This window comes from Streptomyces sp. NPDC037273, from assembly GCF_055603625.1.
In genome coordinates this window covers 72,082-93,257 of sequence record NZ_JBVJVO010000017.1, presented here as the reverse complement: position 1 = coordinate 93,257, position 21,176 = coordinate 72,082, and the positions used below count along the sequence as shown (strand labels likewise).

The following is a 21,176-nucleotide window of genomic DNA, read 5'->3' as shown; positions in this document are numbered from 1 at the left end:
TCACCGTCCAGTCGCCCGCCGGATCCGTCCGGTCCACCCGCCACCGCGACCGTCATCGGCATGAAGGTGATCGTCGTAGGAGCCGGCGTGGTGGGAACCATGCACGCCTGGCACGCAGTGGAACGCGGCCACGAGGTCGTACACATCGAGCGCGAGGCGGAGGCGCGGGGGGCGTCCCTCCGCAACTTCGGCCAGATCTGGGTGAGCGGCCGCGCCGGCGGGGAGGAACTCGACACCGCCCTGCGCGCCCGCGAACTGTGGGAGGGCATCGGCGCCCGCGTCCCCGGGCTCGGCTTCCGGGCCATCGGCTCCCTCACCCCCGTGCGGAACGCGCTCGAACTCGCCGTCGCCGAGGCCGCCGTGGCCCGCCCCGACGCGGCCGCCCGCGGCTACAAGCTGCTCACGGCCGACGAGGCCCGCGCGGTCAACCCGGCCCTCCGCGGGGCGTTCCAGGCCGCCCTGTGGTGCGAGCGCGACGCCGCCGTCGAGCCCCGCCTCGCCCAACTCGCCCTCCGTGAGGCGCTCCTGGCCACCGGGAAGTACACGTTCCTGCCCGGTCGTGAGGTCCGGGACGTCGTGGGCGGGAACGCGGTCCGCGACGACCACGGAGACACCCACACCGGCGACGCCGTCGTCCTGTGCACCGGCGCCTGGCTCTCCGGCCTCGTCCGCGAGATCGCCGGACCGGTACCCGTCCGCCGGGTCCGCCTCCAGATGATGCAGACCGAACCCCTCGGCGAGCCGCTGACCACCTCCGTCGCCGACGCCGACTCCTTCCGCTACTACCCGGCGTACGCCTCCGGGGCACTCGACGCCCTCGCCGCGGGGCAGCCGCAGGACCCGACGGCCGCCGCCCACAAGATGCAGCTCCTCATGGTGCAGCGGCTCGACGGCGGACTGACCATCGGCGACACCCACGAATACGAGCACCCCTTCGCCTTCGACACCCTCGAAGACCCCTACGAGCACCTCACCCGCGTCGTCGAGTCCTTCCTCGGCCGCCCGCTGCCGAAGGTCCGGCGCCGCTGGGCCGGGGTGTACGCGCAGTGCGTCGACACCAGCCGGGTCGTGCACCGCCAGAAGGTCGGCGACCACGTGTGGCTGGTGACCGGGCCCGGCGGCCGGGGCATGACCTGCTCGCCCGCCATCGCCGAGACGACCGCGAACGAACTGGGCTGGTGAACGACATGCGGAAGCTGAACCTCGTCGTCCTCGACATGGCCGGAACCACCGTCGCCGACGGCGGCCTCGTCGAGCAGGCCTTCACGGCCGCCGCCGAACGCCTCGGCGAAGACCCCGCCACGATGATCGACTACGTCCGCGCCACCATGGGCGAGTCCAAGATCTCCGTCTTCCGCCACCTCTTCGGCGGCGACGAGACCCGCGCCCAGGAAGCCAACCTCGCCTTCGAGGCCGCCTACGGAGAACTGGTCGGCGGCGGCCGCATCGCCCCGGTCCCCGGCGCCGCCGAAGCCATCGCCACCCTCCGCGAGCAGGGCAGGACCGTCGTCCTCACCACCGGCTTCGCCCGCGTCACCCAGGACGCCATCCTCGACGCCCTCGGCTGGCGCGACCTCGTCGACCTGACCCTCTGCCCGGCCGACGCCGGCGGCCGCGGCCGCCCGTACCCGGACATGGTCCTCGCCGCCTTCCTCCGCACCGGCGCCGTCGAGGACGTCCGCCGGACCGTCGTCGCCGGCGACACCTCGTACGACATGCTCAGCGGCGTCCGCTCCGGCGCCGGGATCGTCGCCGGCGTCCTCACCGGCGCCCACGACATGACCGCGCTCAGCGGCCACGGCGCCACGCACGTCCTCGCCTCGATCGCCGAACTCCCCGGGCTGATACGGGACCACGAGGAGCCGGGAGCATGACCAGCGGCATCCGCTTCGACGGCGTCACCGTCACGTACGGCAGCAACACCGTCCTCGACTCCCTCGACCTCACCGTCGAGCCCGGCGAGGTCATGGCCCTCCTCGGGCCCTCCGGCTCCGGCAAGACCACCGCGCTCCGGGCCGTCGCCGGCTTCGTCCGCCCGGCCTCCGGACGGGTCCTCATCGGCGACCGCGACGTCACCGCCCTCCCGCCGTACAAGCGGGGCATCGGCATGGTCGTCCAGCAGTACGCCCTCTTCCCCCACCTGAGGGTGGACGCCAACGTCGCCTTCGGCCTGAAGGCGCGGAAGGTGCCCAAGGGCGAGATCCCCGGCCGGGTCGCCGAAGCCCTCGACATGACCGGCATGGCGGCCTACGCCCAGCGCTACCCGCGCGAACTCTCCGGCGGCCAGCAGCAGCGCGTCGCCATCGCCCGCGCCCTCGCCATCCGCCCCCGGGTCCTCCTCCTCGACGAACCCCTCTCGGCGCTCGACGCCCAGCTGCGCTCCGGCATGCTCGCCGAACTCGCCCGGCTGCACCGCGAGTTGCCCGAGGTGTCGATCCTCTACGTCACCCACGACCAGGTCGAGGCGCTCACCCTCGCCGACCGCATCGCCGTCATGGACAAGGCCCGCCTCCAGGACTGCGGCACCCCGCAGGACCTCTACCGCCGGCCCCGTACGGAGTTCACGGCCTCGTTCGTCGGCAACGCCAACCTGCTGCCGGTCACCGTGGCCGGCGACGGCGTCACCTTCGAGGGCGTCGGCCTCGACGTGCCGGCCTCCGAGGCCGCGCCCGGCTCCGCCGCCACCCTCTGCGTCCGCCCCCACCTCGTCGGCCTCGGCCCCGGCCCCAACGCCCTCGCCGGCCGCGTCACCGAAGTCCAGTGGCGCGGCTCCACCCACCGGCTGTACGTCGAGATCGGCGGCCACCGCGTCAAGGCGGACGTCCGCGAGCTGCGGGAGACGCCCCCGCTGGGGGCCGAGGTGACGGTGCACTTCGCGCCCGACGACGCGGTACTGCTGGCCGCGGGGGTCGGCGATGGCTGAGCGCGCGGGACTCATGGAACGGCGGCCCGCGACCGGGGCCGCGCCCGGCCGACCGGCCGCTCCGGCCGCTGACGAACCCGCGCCCGCGCGCGCGATGTCCTTGCCCACCTGGGTCTGGGCCCTGCCGCCCGTCGCCGTGCTCGCCCTCGTCTTCCTCTACCCCCTCGCCCTGGTCGTACGGGAATCCCTCGCGCCCGGCGCGTACGCCGAGGTCCTCGCGTCCGAGTCCTTCCGCGAGGCGCTGGTCACCACGGTGTGGCTGGCGGTGGCGTCGACGGCGGGGTGCCTGGTGCTGGGGTTCGCGCTGGCGCTGGTGATCGCGTTCGTGCCGTTCCCGGGGGCGAAGGCGGTGTCGAAGTTCATCGACGTGTTCCTGTCGTTCCCTTCGTTCCTGATCACGCTGGCGCTGCTGTTCCTGTACGGGACGGTGGGGATGGCGAACGGGATCTGGACGGACGTCACGGGGGACGCGAGCGGGCCCTTCCGGTTCCTGACCACGCCGTGGGGGGTGCTGCTCGCGGAGATCACGTACTTCACGCCGTTCGTGATGCGGCCGCTGCTCGCCGCCTTCTCGCAGCTGGAGACGGCGCAGCTGGAGGTGGCGTCCTCCCTGGGCGCGCGGCCGCCGCGGATCGTGCGGCAGGTGATCCTGCCCGAGGCGCTGCCGGCGCTCGCGGCGGGCGGGAGCCTCGTCCTGGTGATGTGCCTGAACGAGTTCGGCATCGTCCTGTTCACCGGCGCCAAGGGCGTCACGACGCTGCCGATGCTGGTCTACGGCAAGGCGATCCTCGAATCGGACTACGCCGCCGCCTGTGTGGTCGCCGTCGTGAACGTCGCCCTTTCCGTGGGTCTCTACGTCCTCTACCGGGGGGTGAGCCGCCGTGCTGGTGCATAGCCGTACGGGGAGGTGGACCGCCTGGGCCGTGTTCGCGGTCCTCTTCGTCCCGCTGTTCGCCCTGCCGCTGCTCGTGATCGTCACGGCCTCCTTCTCCACGCACTGGTCCGGTGCCTTCCCGTCCGGACCGACCGCCGCGCACTACACGGCGGCCGTACGCGGGGAGTCTCTCCAGGCGCTGACGACGAGCCTCGTCACGGCCGTCACCGCGAGCGTGGTGGCGCTGGCCGTCGGCACCTGGGCGGCGCTCGCCGCCGCCGCGCTGGGGAAGCGGGGCAGGCGGGTGCTCGACGCCCTGTTCATGCTGCCGGTCGCGGTGCCCTCGGTGGTCGTCGGCCTCGCCGTGCTCGTGGCGTTCTCGCAGCCGCCGGTGCTCCTGAACGGCACCCGGTGGATCGTGATCCTGGCGCACACCGTGCTCGTCACGGCGTTCGCGCACCAGTCGGTGTCGGCCGCGATCCGGCGGCTCGACCCGATGTACGAGCAGGCGGCGGCCAGCCTGGGCGCCCGGCCCTCGTACGTACTGCTCCGGGTGAAGCTGCCGCTCCTGCTGCCCTCGCTGAACGCGGCGGCCGGGCTCTGCTTCGCCCTGTCCATGGGCGAGTTGAGCGCCACGATGATGCTCTACCCGCCGGACTGGACGCCGCTGCCGGTCCTCATCTTCACCGCCACCGACCGGGGCTCCCTGTTCACCGGCTCGGCGCTCGCCGTGGTCCTCATGGCCGCGACCCTGCTGGCCCTGCTCGCCGTCTCCCGTATCCGTACCAAAGCCTCGTACCGCTGAGTCCTCAGGAGAAGACAACGTCATGCTTACGTACGCCAAGCCGGTCGCCGCCGTCACCGGAGCCCTCGCCCTCGCCTGCACCCTCACCGCCTGCGGCGGCTCCTCCGCCGCCTCCGACGAGAAGGTCGTCACCGTCTACAGCGCCGACGGCCTCAAGGGCGAGGCGGGCGACGGCTGGTACGACAAGGTGTTCGCCGACTTCGAGAAGCAGACCGGCATCAAGGTCAAGTACGTCGAGGGCGGCTCCGGCGAGATGGTGCAGCGCGCCGTCCGCGAGAAGAGCAACACCCAGGCCGACGTCATCGTGACCCTGCCGCCCTTCATCCAGCAGGCCGACTCCAAGGGCCTGCTCCAGGCGTACGCCCCGAAGGGCGCCGACCAGGTCGACGGCGGCGACAAGGCCGACGACGGCAAGTGGATCTCCGTCGTCAACAACTACTTCGGCTTCGTCCACAACAAGAAGGAGCTGCCGGCCCCGCCCAGGACCTGGGAGGAGCTGCTCGACGCCAAGTTCAAGGACAAGCTCCAGTACTCGACGCCCGGTGTCGCCGGCGACGGCACCGCCGTCCTCATCAAGGCGATGCACGACTTCGGCGGCCAGGAGCCGGCCATGGCCTATCTGAAGAAGCTCCAGGCCAACAACGTCGGCCCGTCCTCCTCGACGTCGAAGCTCGCCCCCAAGACCGACAAGGGCGAACTCCTCGTCGCCAACGGCGACGTCCAGATGAACTTCGCCCAGGCCAGGTCCATGCCGAACCTCGGCATCTGGTTCCCCGCCAAGGACGGCGGCAAGCCCACCACCTTCGCCCTGCCCTACGCGGCCGGCCTGGTGAACAAGGCCCCGCACACCGAGAACGGCAGGAAGCTCCTCGACTTCATGCTGAGCGAGCAGGCCCAGCGCGAGGTCAGCGCCATCGGCGGCGGCTTCCCGGCCCGCAAGGACGTCAAGCCGACCGACGCCAACGCCATCGAGCTCGCCCAGCTGATGGAGGGCGTCGAGATCTTCGAGCCCGACTGGGCCGACATCGACAAGAACCTCACCACGTACGTCGACGCGTGGAAGTCCGCGACCGGCAGCTGACCGGCAGCTCTTCGGCTGCCAAGAGTTCACCGAACGCCCCCTGGAACACCTCCCCGTATTGCGGAAAGATAACGGGTACGGACCAACGCCCCTGAGAAATCAGGGGCGTTGACGTGTGTTCGCACCCCGTCACCCCCTTTACGGAGGACTCCGACATGCCGATCAACGGCATCTCCCGCCGCACCGTGCTCGCCGCCGCCGGCGCCACCGCGGCCGTCGCCGCGACCGGACTCGCCACCGCGCCCGCCGCCCAGGCCGCCGTCGCCGCCCCGACGCTCCCGAACGGCACCAGCAAGGACAAGGTCCTGTTCGTCGGCATGGACGGCCTGCGGCACGACCGCATCGACGCGGCCAAGGCGCCGCACCTCAAGTCCCTGATGGCGAACGGCACCTACGGCCGCTCCCTGCTCTACGCCAACCCGATGGCCGCCACCTCCTCCGGCCCCGGCTGGTCCACCATCTCCACCGGCGTCTGGCCCGACAAGCACGGCGTCAAGGACAACACCTTCACCGGCAAGAACTACGGCCGCTACCCCGGCTTCCTCGCCCGCCTGAACCAGATCAGGCCCGAGCTCTCCCTCTTCGCCGCCGTCGACTGGCCCGAACTCGACACCCACGGCACTGTCACCCCCGGCGCCGACGCCAAGCTCGTCTACAACAACGACTACGCCGTCAACGACCTCGTCATCACCGACATCACCGAGGACGTCCTGCGCAACCAGAACCCCGACGTCCTCTTCGTCTACTTCGGCGAGACCGACGAGATAGGCCACGGCTACGGCGCCGCCAGCCCCAAGTACCTCGACGCCATCGACGTCCAGGACGGCTACCTCGGCCGGCTGCTCGCCGCGATCCAGGCCCGCCCCACGTACGCCGGCGAGCGGTGGACGGTCATCGTCGCCACCGACCACGGCCACACCGACGCCGGCGGCCACGGCGGCTCCAGCATCGAGGAGCGGCGCACCTTCGTCCTCGCCCAGGGCCCCGGCATCACCGCCGGCGCCCGCCCGATCGACACCCGCCTCGTCGACGTCGCCGCCACCGTCTTCCACCAGCTCGGCATCACCCCCGACCCGGCCTGGGGCCTCGACGGAAAGCCGATCCAGCTCCGCTCCACCGACCCCTTCGACGCCCTCTACGGCTCCCTCTCCGGCCGGGTCGACGAGACCGGCATCCCGGCCGGGATCCTCGGCTTCACCCACACCGCGCCCAGCGGCTGGTCCGTCATCAACAACGCCATGGGCACCGGCGGCATGACCGAGTGGCGCGGCTGGTCCTTCGCGACCGACGAGTTCTGGTCCCGCACCCAGCGCGACCAGTCCCGCGAGCTCAACGTCCGCGCCCGCGGCGTCTTCGCCGTCGCCGACTCCGACGAGTGGGCCGACAAGTCCTTCTCCGGCACCTACGACTCGACCCTGGTCACCCCGGCGTACAACGTCTCCGGCACGACGGCCGTGACCCTCGACTTCACCACCTTCTACCGCCAGGAAGGCGCCCAGACCGCCCAGGTCCTGGCCGTCTTCAACGGCGGCACCCCCACGCTCGTCCGGAGCTACACCTCCGACGTCGTCTCCCAGCCGCAGTCCCTCACCGTCGCCGTGCCCGCCGGCGCCTCAAGCGTCAGCTTCCGCTTCCGCTACACCGGGTCCAACAACTGGTACTGGACGATCGACGGGGTCAAGATCAGCGCTTCCTGATTACCCTGGGGGCGTCGCCACAGCGCTGTCGCGGCGCCCCCAGCACACCGCACATTTGTACGGCAGGAGTCCCGCACCCATGGCAGAGCGCAAGCCGATCGAATCCTGGCTGACCGACATGGACGGCGTCCTCATCCACGAGGGCGTGCCGATCCCCGGCGCCGACGCGTTCATCAAGAAGCTGCGGGAGACCGGGAAGCCCTTCCTGGTCCTCACCAACAACTCGATGTACACGGCCCGCGACCTGCACGCCCGCCTCATGCGGATGGGCCTCGAAGTCCCCGTCGAGAACATCTGGACCTCGGCCCTCGCCACCGCCAAGTTCCTCGACGACCAGCGCCCCGGCGGCACCGCGTACGTCATCGGCGAGGCCGGCCTCACCACCGCGCTGCACGACATCGGCTACGTCCTCACCGACCACGCCCCCGACTACGTGGTCCTCGGCGAGACCCGTACGTACTCCTTCGAGGCGATGACCAAGGCCGTACGGCTCATCAACGCCGGCGCCCGCTTCATCTGCACCAACCCCGACGAGACCGGCCCCTCCCTCGAAGGCCCCCTCCCCGCCACGGGCTCCGTCGCCGCCCTCATCACCAAGGCCACCGGCAAGGAGCCGTACTTCGCCGGCAAGCCCAACCCGCTCATGATGCGCACCGGGCTCAACGCGATCGGCGCCCACTCCGAGTCCAGCGCCATGATCGGCGACCGGATGGACACCGACATCCTGGCCGGCCTCGAAGCGGGCATGCAGACCTTCCTCGTCCTCACCGGCCTCACGACCCAGGCCGAGATCGACCGCTTCCCGTTCCGCCCCTCGAAGATCGTCGACTCGATCGCCGACATCGTCGACCGCGTCTGACAGCCCCTGCACCGCCCCCGCTCCGCCCCCTGCGGATGCGAAGAGCGCCGATCCGGGTGACCCTGCCAGTATCAGGAGGTCACGATGCGTTCAGGTCCCATTGCTCTCCGTGCCGCAGGGGCGGCGCTGGTACTCGTGCTGGCACCCACGGCCGGCGGCGCGTACGCCCACGACGGAGTGAAGGTCACCGTCACCCCGTCCACCGCCTCGCAGGGCGCCGACGTCGACGTCCGCGTCGAGGGCTGCAAGGGCACCACCGGTGCCGCGAAGTCCCAGGCCTTCGTCGCCGACGCGGAGCTCACCGGCCGCGACGGCGGCAAGAACCCGCTCTTCGGCGACACCACCATCCGGTCCGGCCTCGAAGACGGCACCTACAAGGTCAGCGTGACCTGCGACGGCCACGACCACCCGGACGTCGGCACCGTCCACGTCCGCCGTGACCAGCCCACCCACCGGCCCACCCACCACGCCACCCCCGTCGCGCCCGTCCGCGCCGGTGGCGGCGGCACCGCCGCCTTCGCCGCCCCCGCGGCCCCCGGCGTCGCCCAGACCGCCGGTGACAACGGCCTCGGCACCCCCTACACCCTCCTCGGCCTCACCCTCGCCGCCCTCGCCGCCATCGCGGTCGCCTTCCGCAGCACCCGCCGCACGGCCACCGGCGGCGACCAGCCGTGACCGCGCCCGTCCCCACCGGCCGCCGCGCCCCCACGCGCGGCGACCAGCCATGACCGGACCAAGCACACCGACAAGCCATGACCGGGCCGCGCGCCGCGGGCGCCGACGGGCCGTGACGGGACCGGGCGCGCCGACGAGCGGTGACCGGGCCGCGCGCCGCGGGCGCCGACGGGCCGTGACGGGGTCGAGCACACCGCCAAGCCGTGACCGCGCCGCGCGCCGCGGACGCCGACGGGCCGTGACGGGTCCGGGCGCGCCGACGAGCCGTGGCCGGGCCGCGCGCCGCGGGTGGCGACGGGCTGTGACGGGGCCGGGCACACCGGCGAGCGGTGACTGGGCCGCGTGCCGCGCGTGGCGACGGGCCGTGACGAGTCCGAGCGCGCCGACGAGCCGTGACCGGGCCGCGCGCCGCGCGTGGCGACGGGCCGTGACGGGGTCGGGCGTGGCCGGTCGACGCGGTTGCCGGCGCGTCGGCGGCAGGCCGTGAGCGGGCCGGCTGGGGGCCGGGCGGCGGGCACCGGGCGGCTGGTCACCGGGGTGGCCTGGGCGCTGCTGCTCCTCGGTCTCTGGCTCTGGGGGCGGGAGGTCACGGATGGGCCGGGCGGGCTCTCCGCGCCCACCACGGGCGACATCGCCGCTGTCGGGCGGCCGCTGGGGGGCGCCCTGCCGCCGGCCCGCGACCCGCTCCCCGCGGTCGAGCCGCGCAGGGTCGAGATCCCCTCCCTCGGCATCGCCGCCCCCGTCGTCGCGCGCGGCCTCGACAGCGCCGGAGCCATCGACCCGCCGCCTTTCGAGATGCCTCACACGGTGGGCTGGTTCGGCGCGGGGACGCGCCCCGGCGCCGCGGGGGCCGCGCTGCTCGTCGGCCACGTGGACACCGAGACGCGACCGGCCGTCTTCTACGGGCTGAGCGCGGCGCGCCCCGGGGCGAAGGTCCTCGTCACCCGTGCGGACGGCTCGGTCGCCGAATTCACCATCGACGACGTGCGGGTCTTTCCCCGCGACGGCTTCGACCCCACGCGGGCCTACGGCCCCCGCGACCCGCGGCGCTCCGAGCTCCGCCTGATCACCTGCGGCGGGACCTTCGACGCCGCCACCCGCACCTACACCGCGAACGTCATCCTCTCCGCGTACCTCACGGGTCCGTGACGACACACCCGCCGGAACCCGCCCTCGGCGCGGGGCAGTTCGCGCGACACGGCAGAACACCGAAGCCCCTCACCATCCGGTGAGGGGCTTCGGTCTCGCGTGCGCCGCCAGGGACTCGAACCCCGGACCCGCTGATTAAGAGTCAGCTGCTCTAACCAACTGAGCTAGCGGCGCCTGCTGACAGAGAGAACTCTACCTGACCGGAAGCCGTGCTCTTGACCAATACCGGTCGCCACCGGCCTGTCGGATGGTCGTATCAGGCCTTCGATCCGTCAAAATGCGATTTGTCCAGACAGTTGAGACACTGGCGCCCGAAACCAAGGGTCAAAAGATCTTGACGAGTGTGGAGGGGAATCGCATGAGTGTGCCGGTCTTCGAGGAAATCGAACCCGCAGCCGACTGTGGCTGCCCGGGCTGCGCCCAGCACCGCCGCGACCTCGCGCTGGGCCTGCCCGTCCGGTCCGGCGGCCACCCGGCCGCGCACGGCGCCCGCCGCGCCCTGGTCCTCGTGACCACCGCCGGAGTCGTCCTCGGCGGGGGCGGCGCCGGCATCGCCACCGCCCTGCCCCACCCGGCCGAGCCACTCGCCCCCGCGGCGGGAGCCGGTACGGAGACGGGGACGGCCACCACGCCCTGGCCGGGCCCCGAGACCCCGCAGGGCGGGAGGGAACCCCTGCACGGCGCGCCCGGCCCCGGCTCCCAGAACGCCCCGAACCCCCCGCCCGGCCAGAACGCCAACCAGAACCCCAACCCCAACGCGACCCCGACCACCACCCAGATCTCCACCGACACGCTCCGGCAGACGACCCGCGCCGACATCATCAACCGCGCCAAGCTGTGGGTGAACGCGCAGGTCCCGTACTCCATGGAGAAGTACTGGTCGGACGGCTACCGCCAGGACTGCTCCGGCTACATCTCCATGGCCTGGAACCTCCGCAGCAACGAGTGGACCGGCAGCCTCGACCGCTTCGCCGACCGCATCGACCGCACCGAGCTCCAGCCCGGCGACATCCTCCTCTTCCACAACCCCGCCAACCCGACCCGCGGCTCCCACGTCACGATCTTCGGCGGCTGGACCGACTACACCCACACCTCCTACATCGCCTACGAGCAGACCAAGCCGCGCACCCGCAAGCAGGCGACGCCCATGGCGTACTGGGAGAACTCCGACCGCTACCTCGCCTACCGCTACAAGGGCGTCGTCAGCGGCGGCACCGGCGGCGGCACCACCGGCGGCGGCCCGACCGCCACCCCCGCCCCCTACCCCGGCGCGGCCAAGTTCGGCCCCGGCGCCAACAACGCGTACGTCACCCAGCTCGGCAAGCTCCTCGTCGACCGCGGCGGCAAGAAGTTCTACGCCAAGGGCCCCGGCCCCAAGTGGGGCGAGGCCGACCGGCGCGCGACCCAGGCCTTCCAGCTCGCGCAGGGCTGGAAGGGCAAGGAAGCGGACGGTCTCCCCGGCCCCGAGACGTGGAAGCTCCTCGTGACCGGCGGAGGCAAGAGCATCGGCGGATCGGGTGGTTCGAGCGGCCCGAGCGCGAATGTCCCGGGGTATCCCGGGCGTGGCTCCTTCCGTCCAGGCCAATCCAACGCATATGTGGAGAAGCTGGGCAAACAACTGGTGAAGCTGGGCTTCGGCAAGCACTACCTGTCGGGACCCGGTCCGCGCTGGTCGGAGGCGGACCGCCGCAACGTCGAGGCGTTCCAGCGGGCGCAGGGCTGGCGCGGCGGTGCCGCCGACGGCTACCCGGGCCCCGAGACCTGGCGGCGTTTGTTCCGATGACCCCGAGAGCATGAGGTGGACCCCGAATGACCGCATCGACCCCGACCCCCGCGGACTCCGGCGCCGCCGCCTCCCGCGACGCGGCCCGCACGGCCCGCCGCCTCACCAACGGCACCCTCCCCCGCACCACCCCCCATCCGGATACGACCCCTCCCGAGCCGCCCACCGGCACCGGCACCGAGACCGTGACCGGTGCCGGTACGGGTGTGGGCGCCGGCGCTGAGACCAGCGCCGGTGCGGGTGCCGGTGCCGGTGCTGTTGCCCCCGCCGGTGCGGGTGCCACCGTCGAGGCCGACGCCCCCGCCCGACCCGAAGCCCGACCCGAAGCAGGCACCGAGGCGGGTCCCGGCACCCGTCCCGAGGCCGGGACCGGGACCGAGTCCGGGACCGGGACCGAGGCCCCGGTGCCCGTCGGCCCCGAGAGGCCCGTCAACGCGGGCCCCCCGGCGCCGTCCGGCGACGTCGCAGGTGAGGGCCCTGCGGTGCCTCCCGGCGCACCCTCCGCGAACGTGATCCCCGCGTCGCCCGCGACCGCGGCCCAGGTGTCCCCGGGCACCGCCCGGGTCGGGACTCCCGCGGCCGCCGTGGTCGAGTCCCTCTCCGACGTGCTGACGGCGGGGCCGAAGGGGGCGGCTCTCACGCGGAAGTCGGCGGAGGCGTTCGCGGCGGCGGCCGTGCGGACGGGCGGGACGCCGGCGGTGCCGGTGGCGGTCACCGCCACGGAGGCCGGGGCCGAGGTCGTGACCGGGGCCCGGGCCGGGGCCGGGGCCGACGCGGCCACCCGTGCGCCCGTCGTGAAGGACGCCGGCGTGGTCAACCACCGGCTGCCCGACTTCGGGCGGATCACCGGGGCGGGGATCGGGGCGGTGGCGGTGCCGACGGCGGGGGTCGTGCGGGTGGTGCGGCGGAGGAACGTGATCGGGGCGGAGACGACGGGGGCGATTCCGGTGCATCTGTTGTTCAGGGAGGAGCCGGAGGGGGCCGCGCGCCCGGCTGCCCCGGTGGACGGGGGGCCGGACACGGTCGCGATGGCGGTGCCGGTGGCGGAGAAGGACGGGGAGAAGGTGACGCGCGCGGACCGGGCGGATCGGGTGACGAGCAAGGCGAGGGCGGCGATTCCGGCGCCGGCGAAGGTGCCGGTGGCGGACGTGCGGGGGAGGCGCGGGAAGGAGGCGAAGGAGGTGCGGCCGGTGGGGACGCGGCCGGGGCCGACGGCGGATCCGGGGTTGGTGGAGAGGCCGGGGCCGGTGTTGCCGGGCTGGGTCGGGGTGGCGGCGGGGGCGCTGGCGATCGCGGGGTCGGCGGCGGTCGTGTGGTGGGCGGGGGCGGTGCCGGAGGAGGCGGCGCGGATGCTGCGGCTGCCGGTGCGGCCGTACAACGGGATCCACCTGGGGCAGTGGGCGCTGCTGGCGCTCGGGGTGGTGGCGACGCTGTTCGCGCTGGGGGGCCTGGGCCGGGGGAGGGTCGGGTACGCGTGGGTGCTGACGTTGTTCGGGGACTACCGGGGGACGGTGCGGCGGACGGGGCTCGTGTGGGTGAGCCCGTTGCTGCTGCGGCGGCGGGTGGACGTCCGGCTGCGGCACTGGCGGAGTGAGCCGCTGTCGGCGGTGGACGCCAAGGGGACGGCGCTCGACGTGGTGGTCCTGGTGGTGTGGCGGGTGCGGGACACCGTGCGGGCGGCGCTGGGGGTCGACGGGCACGAGGAGTACCTGCGGGAGCAGGTGGAGGCGGCGATGGCGCGGGTGCTGTCGCAGCTTCCGGCGGACGCGTTCCACGAGGACGCGCCGACGCTGCGGGACGCGGAGGCGGTCGGCGAGGCGCTGACGCGGATGCTGTCGGTGGAGTGCGCGCCGGTGGGCGTGGACGTGTTCTCGGCGCAGCCGACGAGGATCGAGTACGCCCCCGAGGTCGCGGCGGCGATGCAGCGGCGCCGGATCGCGGCGATCGACGCGAAGCACCGGGACAGCGTGCTGACCTCGGTGGTGGACGCGGTGGACGACGTGGTCCACCGGCTGACCAGTCGTGGTCTGGTGGAGCTGGACGACTACGAGCGCAAGGCGCTGGTGAAGGACCTGACGGTGGCGTTCTACACGGGCCGGACGGCTCCGGTCGAGGGTGCGTGAGGGGATGGACATGTTCAACTTCCGTCCATACCTTGGTACTTGGTCCAGACCAAAATGAGTCACCCGCAGTAAGGCCGACCCGTCGGCCCGCAAGACCGCACGCGTGCAGCACGGCCCAACGGAACTCCCCACGTTCTCCTGGAGCGACAGCATGCGCAACAAGTCAGTCGGGGCGGCGGTGGTGGCGCTCGGCGTCGCCGGTGTCACCCTCCTCGGTACCGGCAGTGCCGGAAGCCACGGCTACACCGACTCGCCGATCAGCCGCCAGAAGCTCTGCGCCAACGGCACCGTGACCAACTGCGGCCCCATCCAGTGGGAGCCGCAGTCGGTCGAGGGCCCGAAGGGATTCCCCGCCGCCGGTCCCGCCGACGGCAGGATCTGTTCGGCGGGCCTCTCGCAGTTCGCCCAGCTCGACGACCCCCGGGGCGGCGCCTGGCCGGCGACGAGTCTCACGGCGGGGCAGAGCTACAGCTTCCGCTGGCAGTTCACGGCCCGGCACCGCACCACCGACTTCAAGTACTACATCACCAGGAACGGCTGGGACCCGAGTCAGAAGCTGACCCGGGCCGCGCTCGACCCCCAGCCGTTCCTGACCGTCCCCTACAACAACCAGCAGCCGCCGGCGACCCTCTCGCACTCCGGGACCATCCCGGCGGGCAAGACGGGCCGCCACCTGATCCTGGCGGTGTGGACGATCGCGGACACGGCGAACGCGTTCTACGCCTGCTCGGACGTCAAGTTCTGATCGGCCGTCACCACCGTTCAGTTCTGACGGTACGTCAGTTACAGTCCGGTCCATGAGGGGTGCGGACACCGTCGCGGAGCTCGTACGGCGCCAGTGGGGCGACCAGCGGATCGGCCTGAGGGACGAGCACCACGCCCTCACCCATCACGAGGTCGCCGCGGGCGCCGCCGCGCGGGCCGCACTGCTCGTGGACCTGATGCCACCGGTGCCGGGGGGCGAGCCGCACCTCGGCGTCCTGCTGGACAACACGCCGGAGTATCCGCTCTGGCTCAGCGCGGCGGCCCTCGCGGGGGCCGCCGTCGCGGGGATCAACCCGACCCGGCGCGGCGCCGAACTCGCCCGGGACATCCGGCACACCGCCTGCCGGGTCCTGGTCACCCAGCGCGCCCATCTGCCGCTGCTCGACGGGCTGCCGCTGCCCGGGGTGCGCATCCTGGTCACCGACACCGACGCCTACCGGGAGCTCCTCGCGCCCTACGCCGGTGCCCGTCCGGGGGACGCGACCCTGGGACCCGTACGCCCCGACAGCAGGTTCCTGCTCTCGTTCACCTCCGGTTCGACGGGGGCGCCCAAGGCGGCGCTGTGCAGCCAGGGGCGGCTCGTGGCGGCGGGAGCCTCGCTCGTCGACCACTTCGGGGTCCGCCGGGACGACGTCCACTACGTGTGCATGCCGATGTTCCACGGCAACGCGGTGATCGCCGACTGGGCTCCCGCGCTCGTCGCCGGCGCCGGGGTCGCGCTGCGGGCCCGCTTCTCGGCCTCGCGCTTCCTGCCCGATGTGCGCCGCTTCGGCGCCACCTACTTCACCTATGTCGGCCGGGCCGTCCAGTACCTCCTCGCCACCCCGCCGGGACCCGACGACCGGGCGCACCCGCTCCGCCTCGGCTTCGGCACCGAGGCCGGGGCGGTGGACGCGGCCCGCTTCCGGGAGCGCTTCGGGGTCCCGCTCGTGGAGGGGTACGGATCCTCCGAGGGGGGCGCGGCGATCCAGCGGACCCCGGACACCCCGACGGGGGCGATCGGCCGGGCGGCCCCCTCCGACGACCTCGCCGTCATCGACGCGGAGACCGGCCGCGAGTGCCCGCCGGCCCGCTTCTCGCCCACCGGCCGGCTCCTCAACGCCTCCGAGGCCGTCGGCGAGCTCGTCAACCGGGGCCGCTCGCCCTTCGAGGGCTACTGGCGCAACCCCGAGGCGGAGGCGGCCCGGCTGCGCGAAGGCTGGTACTGGACGGGCGACCTGTTCTACCGGGACGCCGACGGCTTCCTCTACTTCGCGGGCCGCACCGACGACCGGCTGCGGGTCGACAGCGAGAACCTGGCGGCGGCCATGATCGAGCACATCCTCGCCCGCTGGGACCGGGCCGCCGGCGTCGCCGTCTACGCGATACCGGACCCGGTGGCGGGGGACCAGGTCATGGCCGCGCTCGCCCTGCGCGAAGGCGCGGCCTTCGACCCGGCGGAGTTCGCGGCCTTCCTCGCCGCCCAGCGGGACCTCGGCACCAAGATGCCGCCGCGCTTCGTCCGCGTCATGCCCGAGCTGCCCCTCACCGCCACCAACAAGATCCACCGGGTCGCCCTCCGCCGCGCCTCCTTCCTCACCCCGGACCCCGTCTGGTGGCGCCCCACCCCGGCCGCCCCCTACGAACCCCTCACCCCCGAGGCGACCGCCGCCCTCCGCGAGGAGTACGAACGCCACGGCCGCGACCTCGCCTGAGCGGACCGGAGGTACGGAGGTAGGGCAGGGCCCACCCCCGCCACGCCCCCCAGACCCATGGCACCGCCCCGGGCCCGCCGCCTAGCGTGGGCGCCCATGGAACCCCGTACGTGCTGGCAGGCACTCACCCGGACGCGCTTTCCGCTGACCTCGTGGCCCTGGCGGGCCGTGGGGTATCTGGCGAGCGGCGGGGCGGTGGGGGCCGCGGTGTGCCTGGTGTTCCTGGTGCTCGGGGTGTTCTCGGTGTTCCTGGTGGGGCTTCCGTTGCTGCTGCTTTCCGGACCGGCGATCGGCGGGATCGAACGGTGGCGGCTGCGGCTCGTGGACCGCGACCCGGCGCCCGACCCGCACCGGGTGCCCGCGCGGCCGGGATTCGGGGCGTGGCTGCGACTGCGGGTGGGGGAGCAGGCCACCTGGCGGGAGCTGGCGTACGGGCTGCTGCTCGCGACCGCGCTGTGGCCGCTCGACGCGCTCGCGCTCGCCGTCGGCGTCGGCCTGCCGGTGGCGCTGCTCGCCGCGCCGGTCCGGCTGGCCCTGGACGGGGACGAGACGAAGGTCGTGAAGGCGTATCTGGTGACCTCCTATCCGGAGGCCTTCGCCGCCGCCCTCCTCGGCGCGGTCCTCCTGGTGGCCCTCGCCTATCCGCTCGCCGCCGTCGCCGGGGCGCGCGCGGCTCTCGCCCGCGCGCTGCTGACCCCGCGCGAGGCCGATCAGCGGGGGGCTATCGGCGAGGTCATCGCCTCCCGGGCGCGGCTCGTGGACGCGTTCGAGGCGGAGCGGCGCCGGATCGAGCGGGACCTGCACGACGGGGCCCAGCAGCGGCTCGTCGCCCTGACCATGACGCTCGGGCTCGCCCGGCTCGACGCCCCGCCGGGCGGCCCGCTGGCCGAGCAGCTGGCGAAGGCCCACGGGGAGGCCGGGCAGGTGCTGACCGAGCTGCGGGAGCTGATCCACGGCATCCATCCGCAGGTCCTCGCCGACTACGGCCTCGGCCCGGCGCTGGCCGACGCGGCCGACCGCTCCGCCGTCCCGGTGGACACCGACGTGGAGCTGCCGAGGCTGCCGGTGAGCGTGGAGAGCGCCGGCTACTTCGCCGTCTGCGAGGCGCTCGCGAACATCGGCAAGCACAGCGGGGCGAGCCGGGCCGCGCTCACCGCCCGGCATTCCGGCGGGGTGCTGCGGCTGGCCGTCGAGGACGACGGGCGGGGCGCGGCGGACCCGGCCCGGGGGAGCGGACTCACCGGACTCGCCGACCGGATCGCCGTCCTCGATGGCACACTGACGATCATGAGCCCGCCGGGCGGGCCGACCGTCCTGCGAGTGGAGATCCCGTGTCCCGCACTGCCCGCAAGCTCCGTGTCGTCCTCGCCGAGGACAGCGTCCTCCTCCGGGAGGGACTGATCGGGCTCCTGGCCCGTTTCGGCCACGAGGTCGTCGCCGCCGTCGGCGACGCGGACGCCCTGCGCGAGGCGGTCGCCGAGCAGGAGCCGGACATCGTGGTCACCGACGTGCGGATGCCGCCCGGCTTCCAGGACGAGGGGCTGGGGGGGGGGGGGGGGGGCGGCCCCCCTCCCCCCCCCCCCCCCCCCCCCCCCCGCTCCCGGTGCTCGTCCTCAGCCAGTACGTGCAGCGCAGCTATGCCGCCGACCTCCTCGACGCGGGCGACGGCACCGGCGTCGGCTATCTGCTCAAGGACCGGGTGGGGCAGGTCGAGGAGTTCCTCGACGCCCTGGCCCGGGTCGCGGACGGCGGCACGGTCGTCGACCCGGAGGTCGTACGGCAACTGCTGCGCCGGCACCGGGACCCCCTCGAAGCGCTCACCCCGCGCGAGCGGGAGGTCCTCGGCCTGGTCGCGGAGGGCCATTCCAACGGGGCCATCGCCCGCCGGCTGGTCGTCACCGAGGCCGCCGTCGGCAAGCACATCGGCAACATCCTGGCCAAGCTGGACCTGCCGCCCGCCGAGGACACCCACCGCCGCGTCCTCGCGGTCCTGACCTACCTCCGGGCATGACAAGAAGGCCCCCTCACTCGCGTGAGGGGGCCTTCTCTGTCGGTGCGCCGCCAGGGACTCGAACCCCGGACCCGCTGATTAAGAGTCAGCTGCTCTAACCAACTGAGCTAGCGGCGCCTGCTGACAGAGAAAATACTACCTGGTCCCGCGGGGTGCTTCGGACCACCCCGCGGGACCGGGTTCCTCCGCGTCCACGGAAAGCCTCGGAAAGGCCTCGGGAGCGCCTCGGAAAAGCCTCGCGAACGCCCCGGAAAGGCCTTGGGGACGCCTCAGATGGCGAGCGAGAGCACCACCGGAGCCGCTCGGCGGTTGAGCGTGTCGGCCGCGGCGCGCAGCCGGTGGGCGTGCTCGATGGGCAGCGAGAGCGCCAGGCAGCCCACGGCCGAGCCCGCTGTGAGCGGGACGGCGGCGCAGACGGTGCCGACCGCGTACTCCTGGAGGTCGAGCACGGGCACGGTCGCCGGCTGGCTGTCGAGCTTCGAGAAGAGGATGCGCTCGCTGGTGATCGTCCGGGAGGTCAGCCGGGCGATCTTGTGCCGGGAGAGGTGGTCCCGCCTGCCGTTCTGGTCGAGCTGGGTGAGCAGGCACTTGCCGACCGCGCTGGCGTGCGCCGCCGAGCGGAAGTCGACCCACTCGTTGACCTTGGGTGTGCGCGGGCCGTCGGCGAACTGGGTGATCTTCACTTCGCCGTCGATGTACCTGCTGATGTAGACCGCGGCGCCGACGGAGTCGCGCAGCTCGGTCAGGGTCTCCTGGAGCTTGGCCTCCAGGGCCTCGCGGCGGGTCAGGCCGGAGCCGAGGAGGACGAGGGAGTCCCCGATCACGTACGCGCCGTCGGCCACCTGCTCGACGTACCCCTCGCGCCGCAGCATGAGGAGCAGTGAGGACAGGTGGGCCACGGGCAGGCCGGTCTCGCGCGCGATCTGGACGTCCGTCACTCCGCCACCGTGCCGTGACACCGTCTCGAGGACGCGCAGGGCGTATTGCACCGAGTGGAACGGCGCGGTGGGCTCGGGCTTCAGCGCCACGGTTTCCCCCTACCAGGTTGTGACCGCAAGCTTTCGTACCACGATAGCCGCCAAGGACCGTTTACGGGGCGGCTGTTGGCGAGAATGATGCGGACGATCCGGGCCGTACGCTGGGGCGCGCCACTCTGGCATATGCCCATGTCATGAGTGGTGCGGAGAGTCTGAGGTCAGGGCGGTGCGCGAACGCGCCAGCGAGCGCTTTCGGCCGCCGGCGAACGAGAGATTTTTTATGCGGAAGCGGACCCGGAAGGGGCGTTCCGGGTGGCCGAGAACCCTCGGTGGCGCCAGGAATAAGCGGAGACACCCTCCTGTTGTAGCCCTGATGCGACCGGAGACCCCTCCGGCCGCCCCTCCGGAGGAGCATCCGGAGCAGGATCCGCACGTGTGCCGAGGAGGGTCTCGACGGTGACCGACGCTATTCGAGGAGAGGCGCGGGGTACCGCCCCCGTACCGCTGTCCGTGCTGGACCTGGTGACCGTCGGCAGCGGGCGGACCGCGACCCAGGCGCTCGCCACCAGCGTCGAGCTGAGCCGGCTCGCCGAGCGGCGCGGCTTCCACCGCCACTGGGTGGCCGAACACCACTCCATGCCCGGGGTCGCCTCCTCCTCCCCGGCGGTGATCCTCGCCCACCTCGCCGCCCACACCCGGCGCATCCGGCTCGGCTCCGGCGGCGTCATGCTCCCCAACCACGCGCCGCTCGTCATCGCCGAGCAGTTCGGCACCCTGGAGGCCCTCGCCCCCGGCCGGATCGACCTCGGCCTCGGCCGCGCGCCCGGCACCGACGGCGCCACCGCGGCGGCCCTGCGGCGCACGGACACCCTCAACGAAGGGGCCGACGACTTCCCGGAGCAGCTCGCGGAGCTGACCCGGTTCCTGGACGACGACTTCCCCGACGGACACCGGTACGCCCGGATCCACGCCGTCCCCGGACCGGTGCAGGGCCCGAAGGGGCGCCCGCCGATCTGGCTGCTCGGCTCCTCCGGCTTCAGCGCGCGCCTCGCCGGCCTGCTCGGCCTGCCCTTCGCCTTCGCCCACCACTTCTCGGCGCGGAACACCATCCCGGCGCTCGACCTCTACCGGGACTCCTTCCGGCCCTCGGCGGTCCTCGACTCCCCGTACGCGATGATCGGCGTCTCGGCGCTCGCCGCCGACGAGGCGCCCGCCGCCCGCCGCGAGGTCCTCGCCGGCGCGCTCGCGATGCTGCGGCTGCGCACCGGCCGGCCGGGTCTGGTGCCGACGCCCGAGGAGGCGGAGGCGTACGGATTCAGCCCCGCGGAGCGGGAGTTCGTCGACAGCTGGCTGGCGAACGTCGTGTACGGCACCCCGGACGAGGTCCGTACCGGCCTCGACGACCTGCGCAAGCGGACCGGTGCCGACGAGCTGATGATCACGGCCAACGGCCACGGCGGCGACGCCCGGGTGCGCAGCTACGAGCTGATCGCCGACGCGTACGAGCTGCCCGTGCTGCCGGACCCCGAGGAGGGTGCGGCCGGGTGAAACCGGAGTTCCGAAGGCCGCTTGGTTCACCCTCGAACGAACCCCGGATCCTGGCCTAAGTGAACCTTAAACCGCTCGTCACCGATGGTGGCGGGCGGTTCCGTTTTGTGCTGCACGTCCCTGACAAGGGCTTTCATCGTCAAATTGGTCTAGTCCTCAATCTGGTTCAGACCATTGACGCGCCGTTCACACGGCGGCTATCACTTCCTCAG

The 21,176-nt window shown here is 73.0% G+C and carries 17 protein-coding genes, 2 tRNA genes and 1 pseudogene; 17 read left to right on the top strand and 3 right to left on the bottom strand.

What is annotated here, in order from left to right:
* Positions 1-60 precede the first annotated feature (60 nt).
* The 10 genes from ACZ7G1_RS33045 (at position 61) to ACZ7G1_RS33000 (ending at position 10,063) form a co-directional block, all read left to right on the top strand.
* Positions 61-1,182, top strand: a complete 1,122-nt coding sequence (locus ACZ7G1_RS33045) for a TIGR03364 family FAD-dependent oxidoreductase (RefSeq protein ID WP_470876492.1) — start codon at positions 61-63, stop codon at positions 1,180-1,182.
* Positions 1,183-1,187: 5 nt separating this feature from the next.
* Complete coding sequence (locus ACZ7G1_RS33040; protein WP_470876491.1) at positions 1,188-1,874, top strand: phosphonatase-like hydrolase; 687 nt, start codon at positions 1,188-1,190, stop codon at positions 1,872-1,874.
* A complete protein-coding gene (locus tag ACZ7G1_RS33035; RefSeq protein WP_470876489.1) occupies positions 1,871-2,923 on the top strand; it encodes an ABC transporter ATP-binding protein in 1,053 nt (350 codons plus the stop codon). Before ACZ7G1_RS33040 ends, ACZ7G1_RS33035 begins: the two co-directional genes overlap by 4 nt.
* 13 nt (positions 2,924-2,936) lie before the next feature.
* Positions 2,937-3,818: a 2-aminoethylphosphonate ABC transporter permease subunit gene (locus ACZ7G1_RS33030; protein WP_470876699.1), complete on the top strand. Its 882-nt coding sequence runs from the start codon at positions 2,937-2,939 to the stop codon at positions 3,816-3,818.
* Positions 3,805-4,602, top strand: a complete 798-nt coding sequence (locus tag ACZ7G1_RS33025; protein WP_470876487.1) for an ABC transporter permease — start codon at positions 3,805-3,807, stop codon at positions 4,600-4,602. The genes ACZ7G1_RS33030 and ACZ7G1_RS33025 overlap by 14 nt, the downstream gene beginning before the upstream one ends.
* 22 nt (positions 4,603-4,624) lie before the next feature.
* Entirely contained in the window at positions 4,625-5,683 is a 1,059-nt protein-coding gene (locus ACZ7G1_RS33020; RefSeq protein ID WP_470876485.1) for a 2-aminoethylphosphonate ABC transporter substrate-binding protein, read from the top strand.
* A 155-nt stretch (positions 5,684-5,838) separates the two neighbouring features.
* Complete coding sequence (locus ACZ7G1_RS33015; RefSeq protein ID WP_470876484.1) at positions 5,839-7,380, top strand: alkaline phosphatase family protein; 1,542 nt, start codon at positions 5,839-5,841, stop codon at positions 7,378-7,380.
* Positions 7,381-7,459: 79 nt separating this feature from the next.
* Positions 7,460-8,239: an HAD-IIA family hydrolase gene (locus ACZ7G1_RS33010; protein ID WP_017237117.1), complete on the top strand. Its 780-nt coding sequence runs from the start codon at positions 7,460-7,462 to the stop codon at positions 8,237-8,239.
* A gap of 84 nt (positions 8,240-8,323) precedes the next feature.
* A complete protein-coding gene (locus ACZ7G1_RS33005) occupies positions 8,324-8,914 on the top strand; it encodes a hypothetical protein (protein ID WP_470876482.1) in 591 nt (196 codons plus the stop codon).
* A gap of 483 nt (positions 8,915-9,397) precedes the next feature.
* Positions 9,398-10,063, top strand: coding sequence for a class F sortase (locus ACZ7G1_RS33000; protein ID WP_470876480.1), 666 nt, complete (start codon positions 9,398-9,400; stop codon positions 10,061-10,063).
* A gap of 100 nt (positions 10,064-10,163) precedes the next feature.
* Here the strand turns inward: ACZ7G1_RS33000 and ACZ7G1_RS32995 are convergent.
* Positions 10,164-10,237: transfer RNA gene (locus ACZ7G1_RS32995), tRNA-Lys, on the bottom strand.
* Between the two features lie 184 nt (positions 10,238-10,421).
* Between ACZ7G1_RS32995 and ACZ7G1_RS32990 the strand changes: the two genes are divergently transcribed.
* The 6 genes and pseudogenes from ACZ7G1_RS32990 (at position 10,422) to ACZ7G1_RS32965 (ending at position 18,439) form a co-directional block, all read left to right on the top strand.
* The gene (locus tag ACZ7G1_RS32990; RefSeq protein WP_470876479.1) at positions 10,422-11,846 is read left to right on the top strand and encodes a peptidoglycan-binding protein; all 1,425 of its coding nucleotides are present in this window, start codon (positions 10,422-10,424) and stop codon (positions 11,844-11,846) included.
* A 26-nt stretch (positions 11,847-11,872) separates the two neighbouring features.
* Complete coding sequence (locus ACZ7G1_RS32985; RefSeq protein ID WP_470876477.1) at positions 11,873-13,969, top strand: SPFH domain-containing protein; 2,097 nt, start codon at positions 11,873-11,875, stop codon at positions 13,967-13,969.
* A 151-nt stretch (positions 13,970-14,120) separates the two neighbouring features.
* Positions 14,121-14,714: a lytic polysaccharide monooxygenase auxiliary activity family 9 protein gene (locus ACZ7G1_RS32980; protein WP_470876475.1), complete on the top strand. Its 594-nt coding sequence runs from the start codon at positions 14,121-14,123 to the stop codon at positions 14,712-14,714.
* 52 nt (positions 14,715-14,766) lie between these two features.
* Positions 14,767-16,428 (top strand): AMP-binding protein, encoded by a 1,662-nt coding sequence (locus tag ACZ7G1_RS32975; RefSeq protein WP_470876473.1) that lies wholly within the window; start codon positions 14,767-14,769, stop codon positions 16,426-16,428.
* 96 nt (positions 16,429-16,524) lie between these two features.
* Positions 16,525-17,829 carry a sensor histidine kinase gene (locus ACZ7G1_RS32970; RefSeq protein WP_470876471.1) on the top strand — a complete coding sequence of 435 codons (1,305 nt, stop codon included), beginning with the start codon at positions 16,525-16,527 and terminating at the stop codon, positions 17,827-17,829.
* Positions 17,760-18,439: pseudogene (locus ACZ7G1_RS32965) on the top strand (response regulator transcription factor). Before ACZ7G1_RS32970 ends, ACZ7G1_RS32965 begins: the two are co-directional and overlap by 70 nt.
* 43 nt (positions 18,440-18,482) lie before the next feature.
* On the opposite strand, the gene ACZ7G1_RS32960 reads toward ACZ7G1_RS32965, so the two are convergent.
* Both ACZ7G1_RS32960 and ACZ7G1_RS32955 read right to left on the bottom strand, forming a co-directional pair.
* A tRNA-Lys gene (locus ACZ7G1_RS32960) sits at positions 18,483-18,556 on the bottom strand.
* Positions 18,557-18,708: 152 nt separating this feature from the next.
* The gene (locus tag ACZ7G1_RS32955; RefSeq protein WP_017237127.1) at positions 18,709-19,467 is read right to left on the bottom strand and encodes an IclR family transcriptional regulator; all 759 of its coding nucleotides are present in this window, start codon (positions 19,465-19,467) and stop codon (positions 18,709-18,711) included.
* 405 nt (positions 19,468-19,872) lie between these two features.
* Here ACZ7G1_RS32955 and ACZ7G1_RS32950 point away from each other — a divergent pair, with 405 nt between their 5' ends.
* Positions 19,873-20,964, top strand: coding sequence for an LLM class flavin-dependent oxidoreductase (locus ACZ7G1_RS32950; protein WP_470876467.1), 1,092 nt, complete (start codon positions 19,873-19,875; stop codon positions 20,962-20,964).
* Positions 20,965-21,176: the final 212 nt, after the last annotated feature.

Bases quoted from the DNA above. Each gene is read 5' to 3' on its own strand.
- ACZ7G1_RS32985 (WP_470876477.1), top strand. From the start codon at position 11,873: ATGACCGCATCGACCCCGACCCCCGCGGACTCCGGCGCCGCCGCCTCC.
- ACZ7G1_RS32980 (WP_470876475.1), top strand. From the start codon at position 14,121: ATGCGCAACAAGTCAGTCGGGGCGGCGGTGGTGGCGCTCGGCGTCGCC.
- ACZ7G1_RS32990 (WP_470876479.1), top strand. From the start codon at position 10,422: ATGAGTGTGCCGGTCTTCGAGGAAATCGAACCCGCAGCCGACTGTGGC.
- ACZ7G1_RS33045 (WP_470876492.1), top strand. From the start codon at position 61: ATGAAGGTGATCGTCGTAGGAGCCGGCGTGGTGGGAACCATGCACGCC.
- ACZ7G1_RS32970 (WP_470876471.1), top strand. From the start codon at position 16,525: ATGGAACCCCGTACGTGCTGGCAGGCACTCACCCGGACGCGCTTTCCG.
- ACZ7G1_RS33005 (WP_470876482.1), top strand. From the start codon at position 8,324: ATGCGTTCAGGTCCCATTGCTCTCCGTGCCGCAGGGGCGGCGCTGGTA.
- ACZ7G1_RS33010 (WP_017237117.1), top strand. From the start codon at position 7,460: ATGGCAGAGCGCAAGCCGATCGAATCCTGGCTGACCGACATGGACGGC.
- ACZ7G1_RS33020 (WP_470876485.1), top strand. From the start codon at position 4,625: ATGCTTACGTACGCCAAGCCGGTCGCCGCCGTCACCGGAGCCCTCGCC.
- ACZ7G1_RS33040 (WP_470876491.1), top strand. From the start codon at position 1,188: ATGCGGAAGCTGAACCTCGTCGTCCTCGACATGGCCGGAACCACCGTC.
- ACZ7G1_RS33030 (WP_470876699.1), top strand. From the start codon at position 2,937: ATGGAACGGCGGCCCGCGACCGGGGCCGCGCCCGGCCGACCGGCCGCT.
- ACZ7G1_RS33015 (WP_470876484.1), top strand. From the start codon at position 5,839: ATGCCGATCAACGGCATCTCCCGCCGCACCGTGCTCGCCGCCGCCGGC.
- ACZ7G1_RS33035 (WP_470876489.1), top strand. From the start codon at position 1,871: ATGACCAGCGGCATCCGCTTCGACGGCGTCACCGTCACGTACGGCAGC.
- ACZ7G1_RS32975 (WP_470876473.1), top strand. From the start codon at position 14,767: ATGAGGGGTGCGGACACCGTCGCGGAGCTCGTACGGCGCCAGTGGGGC.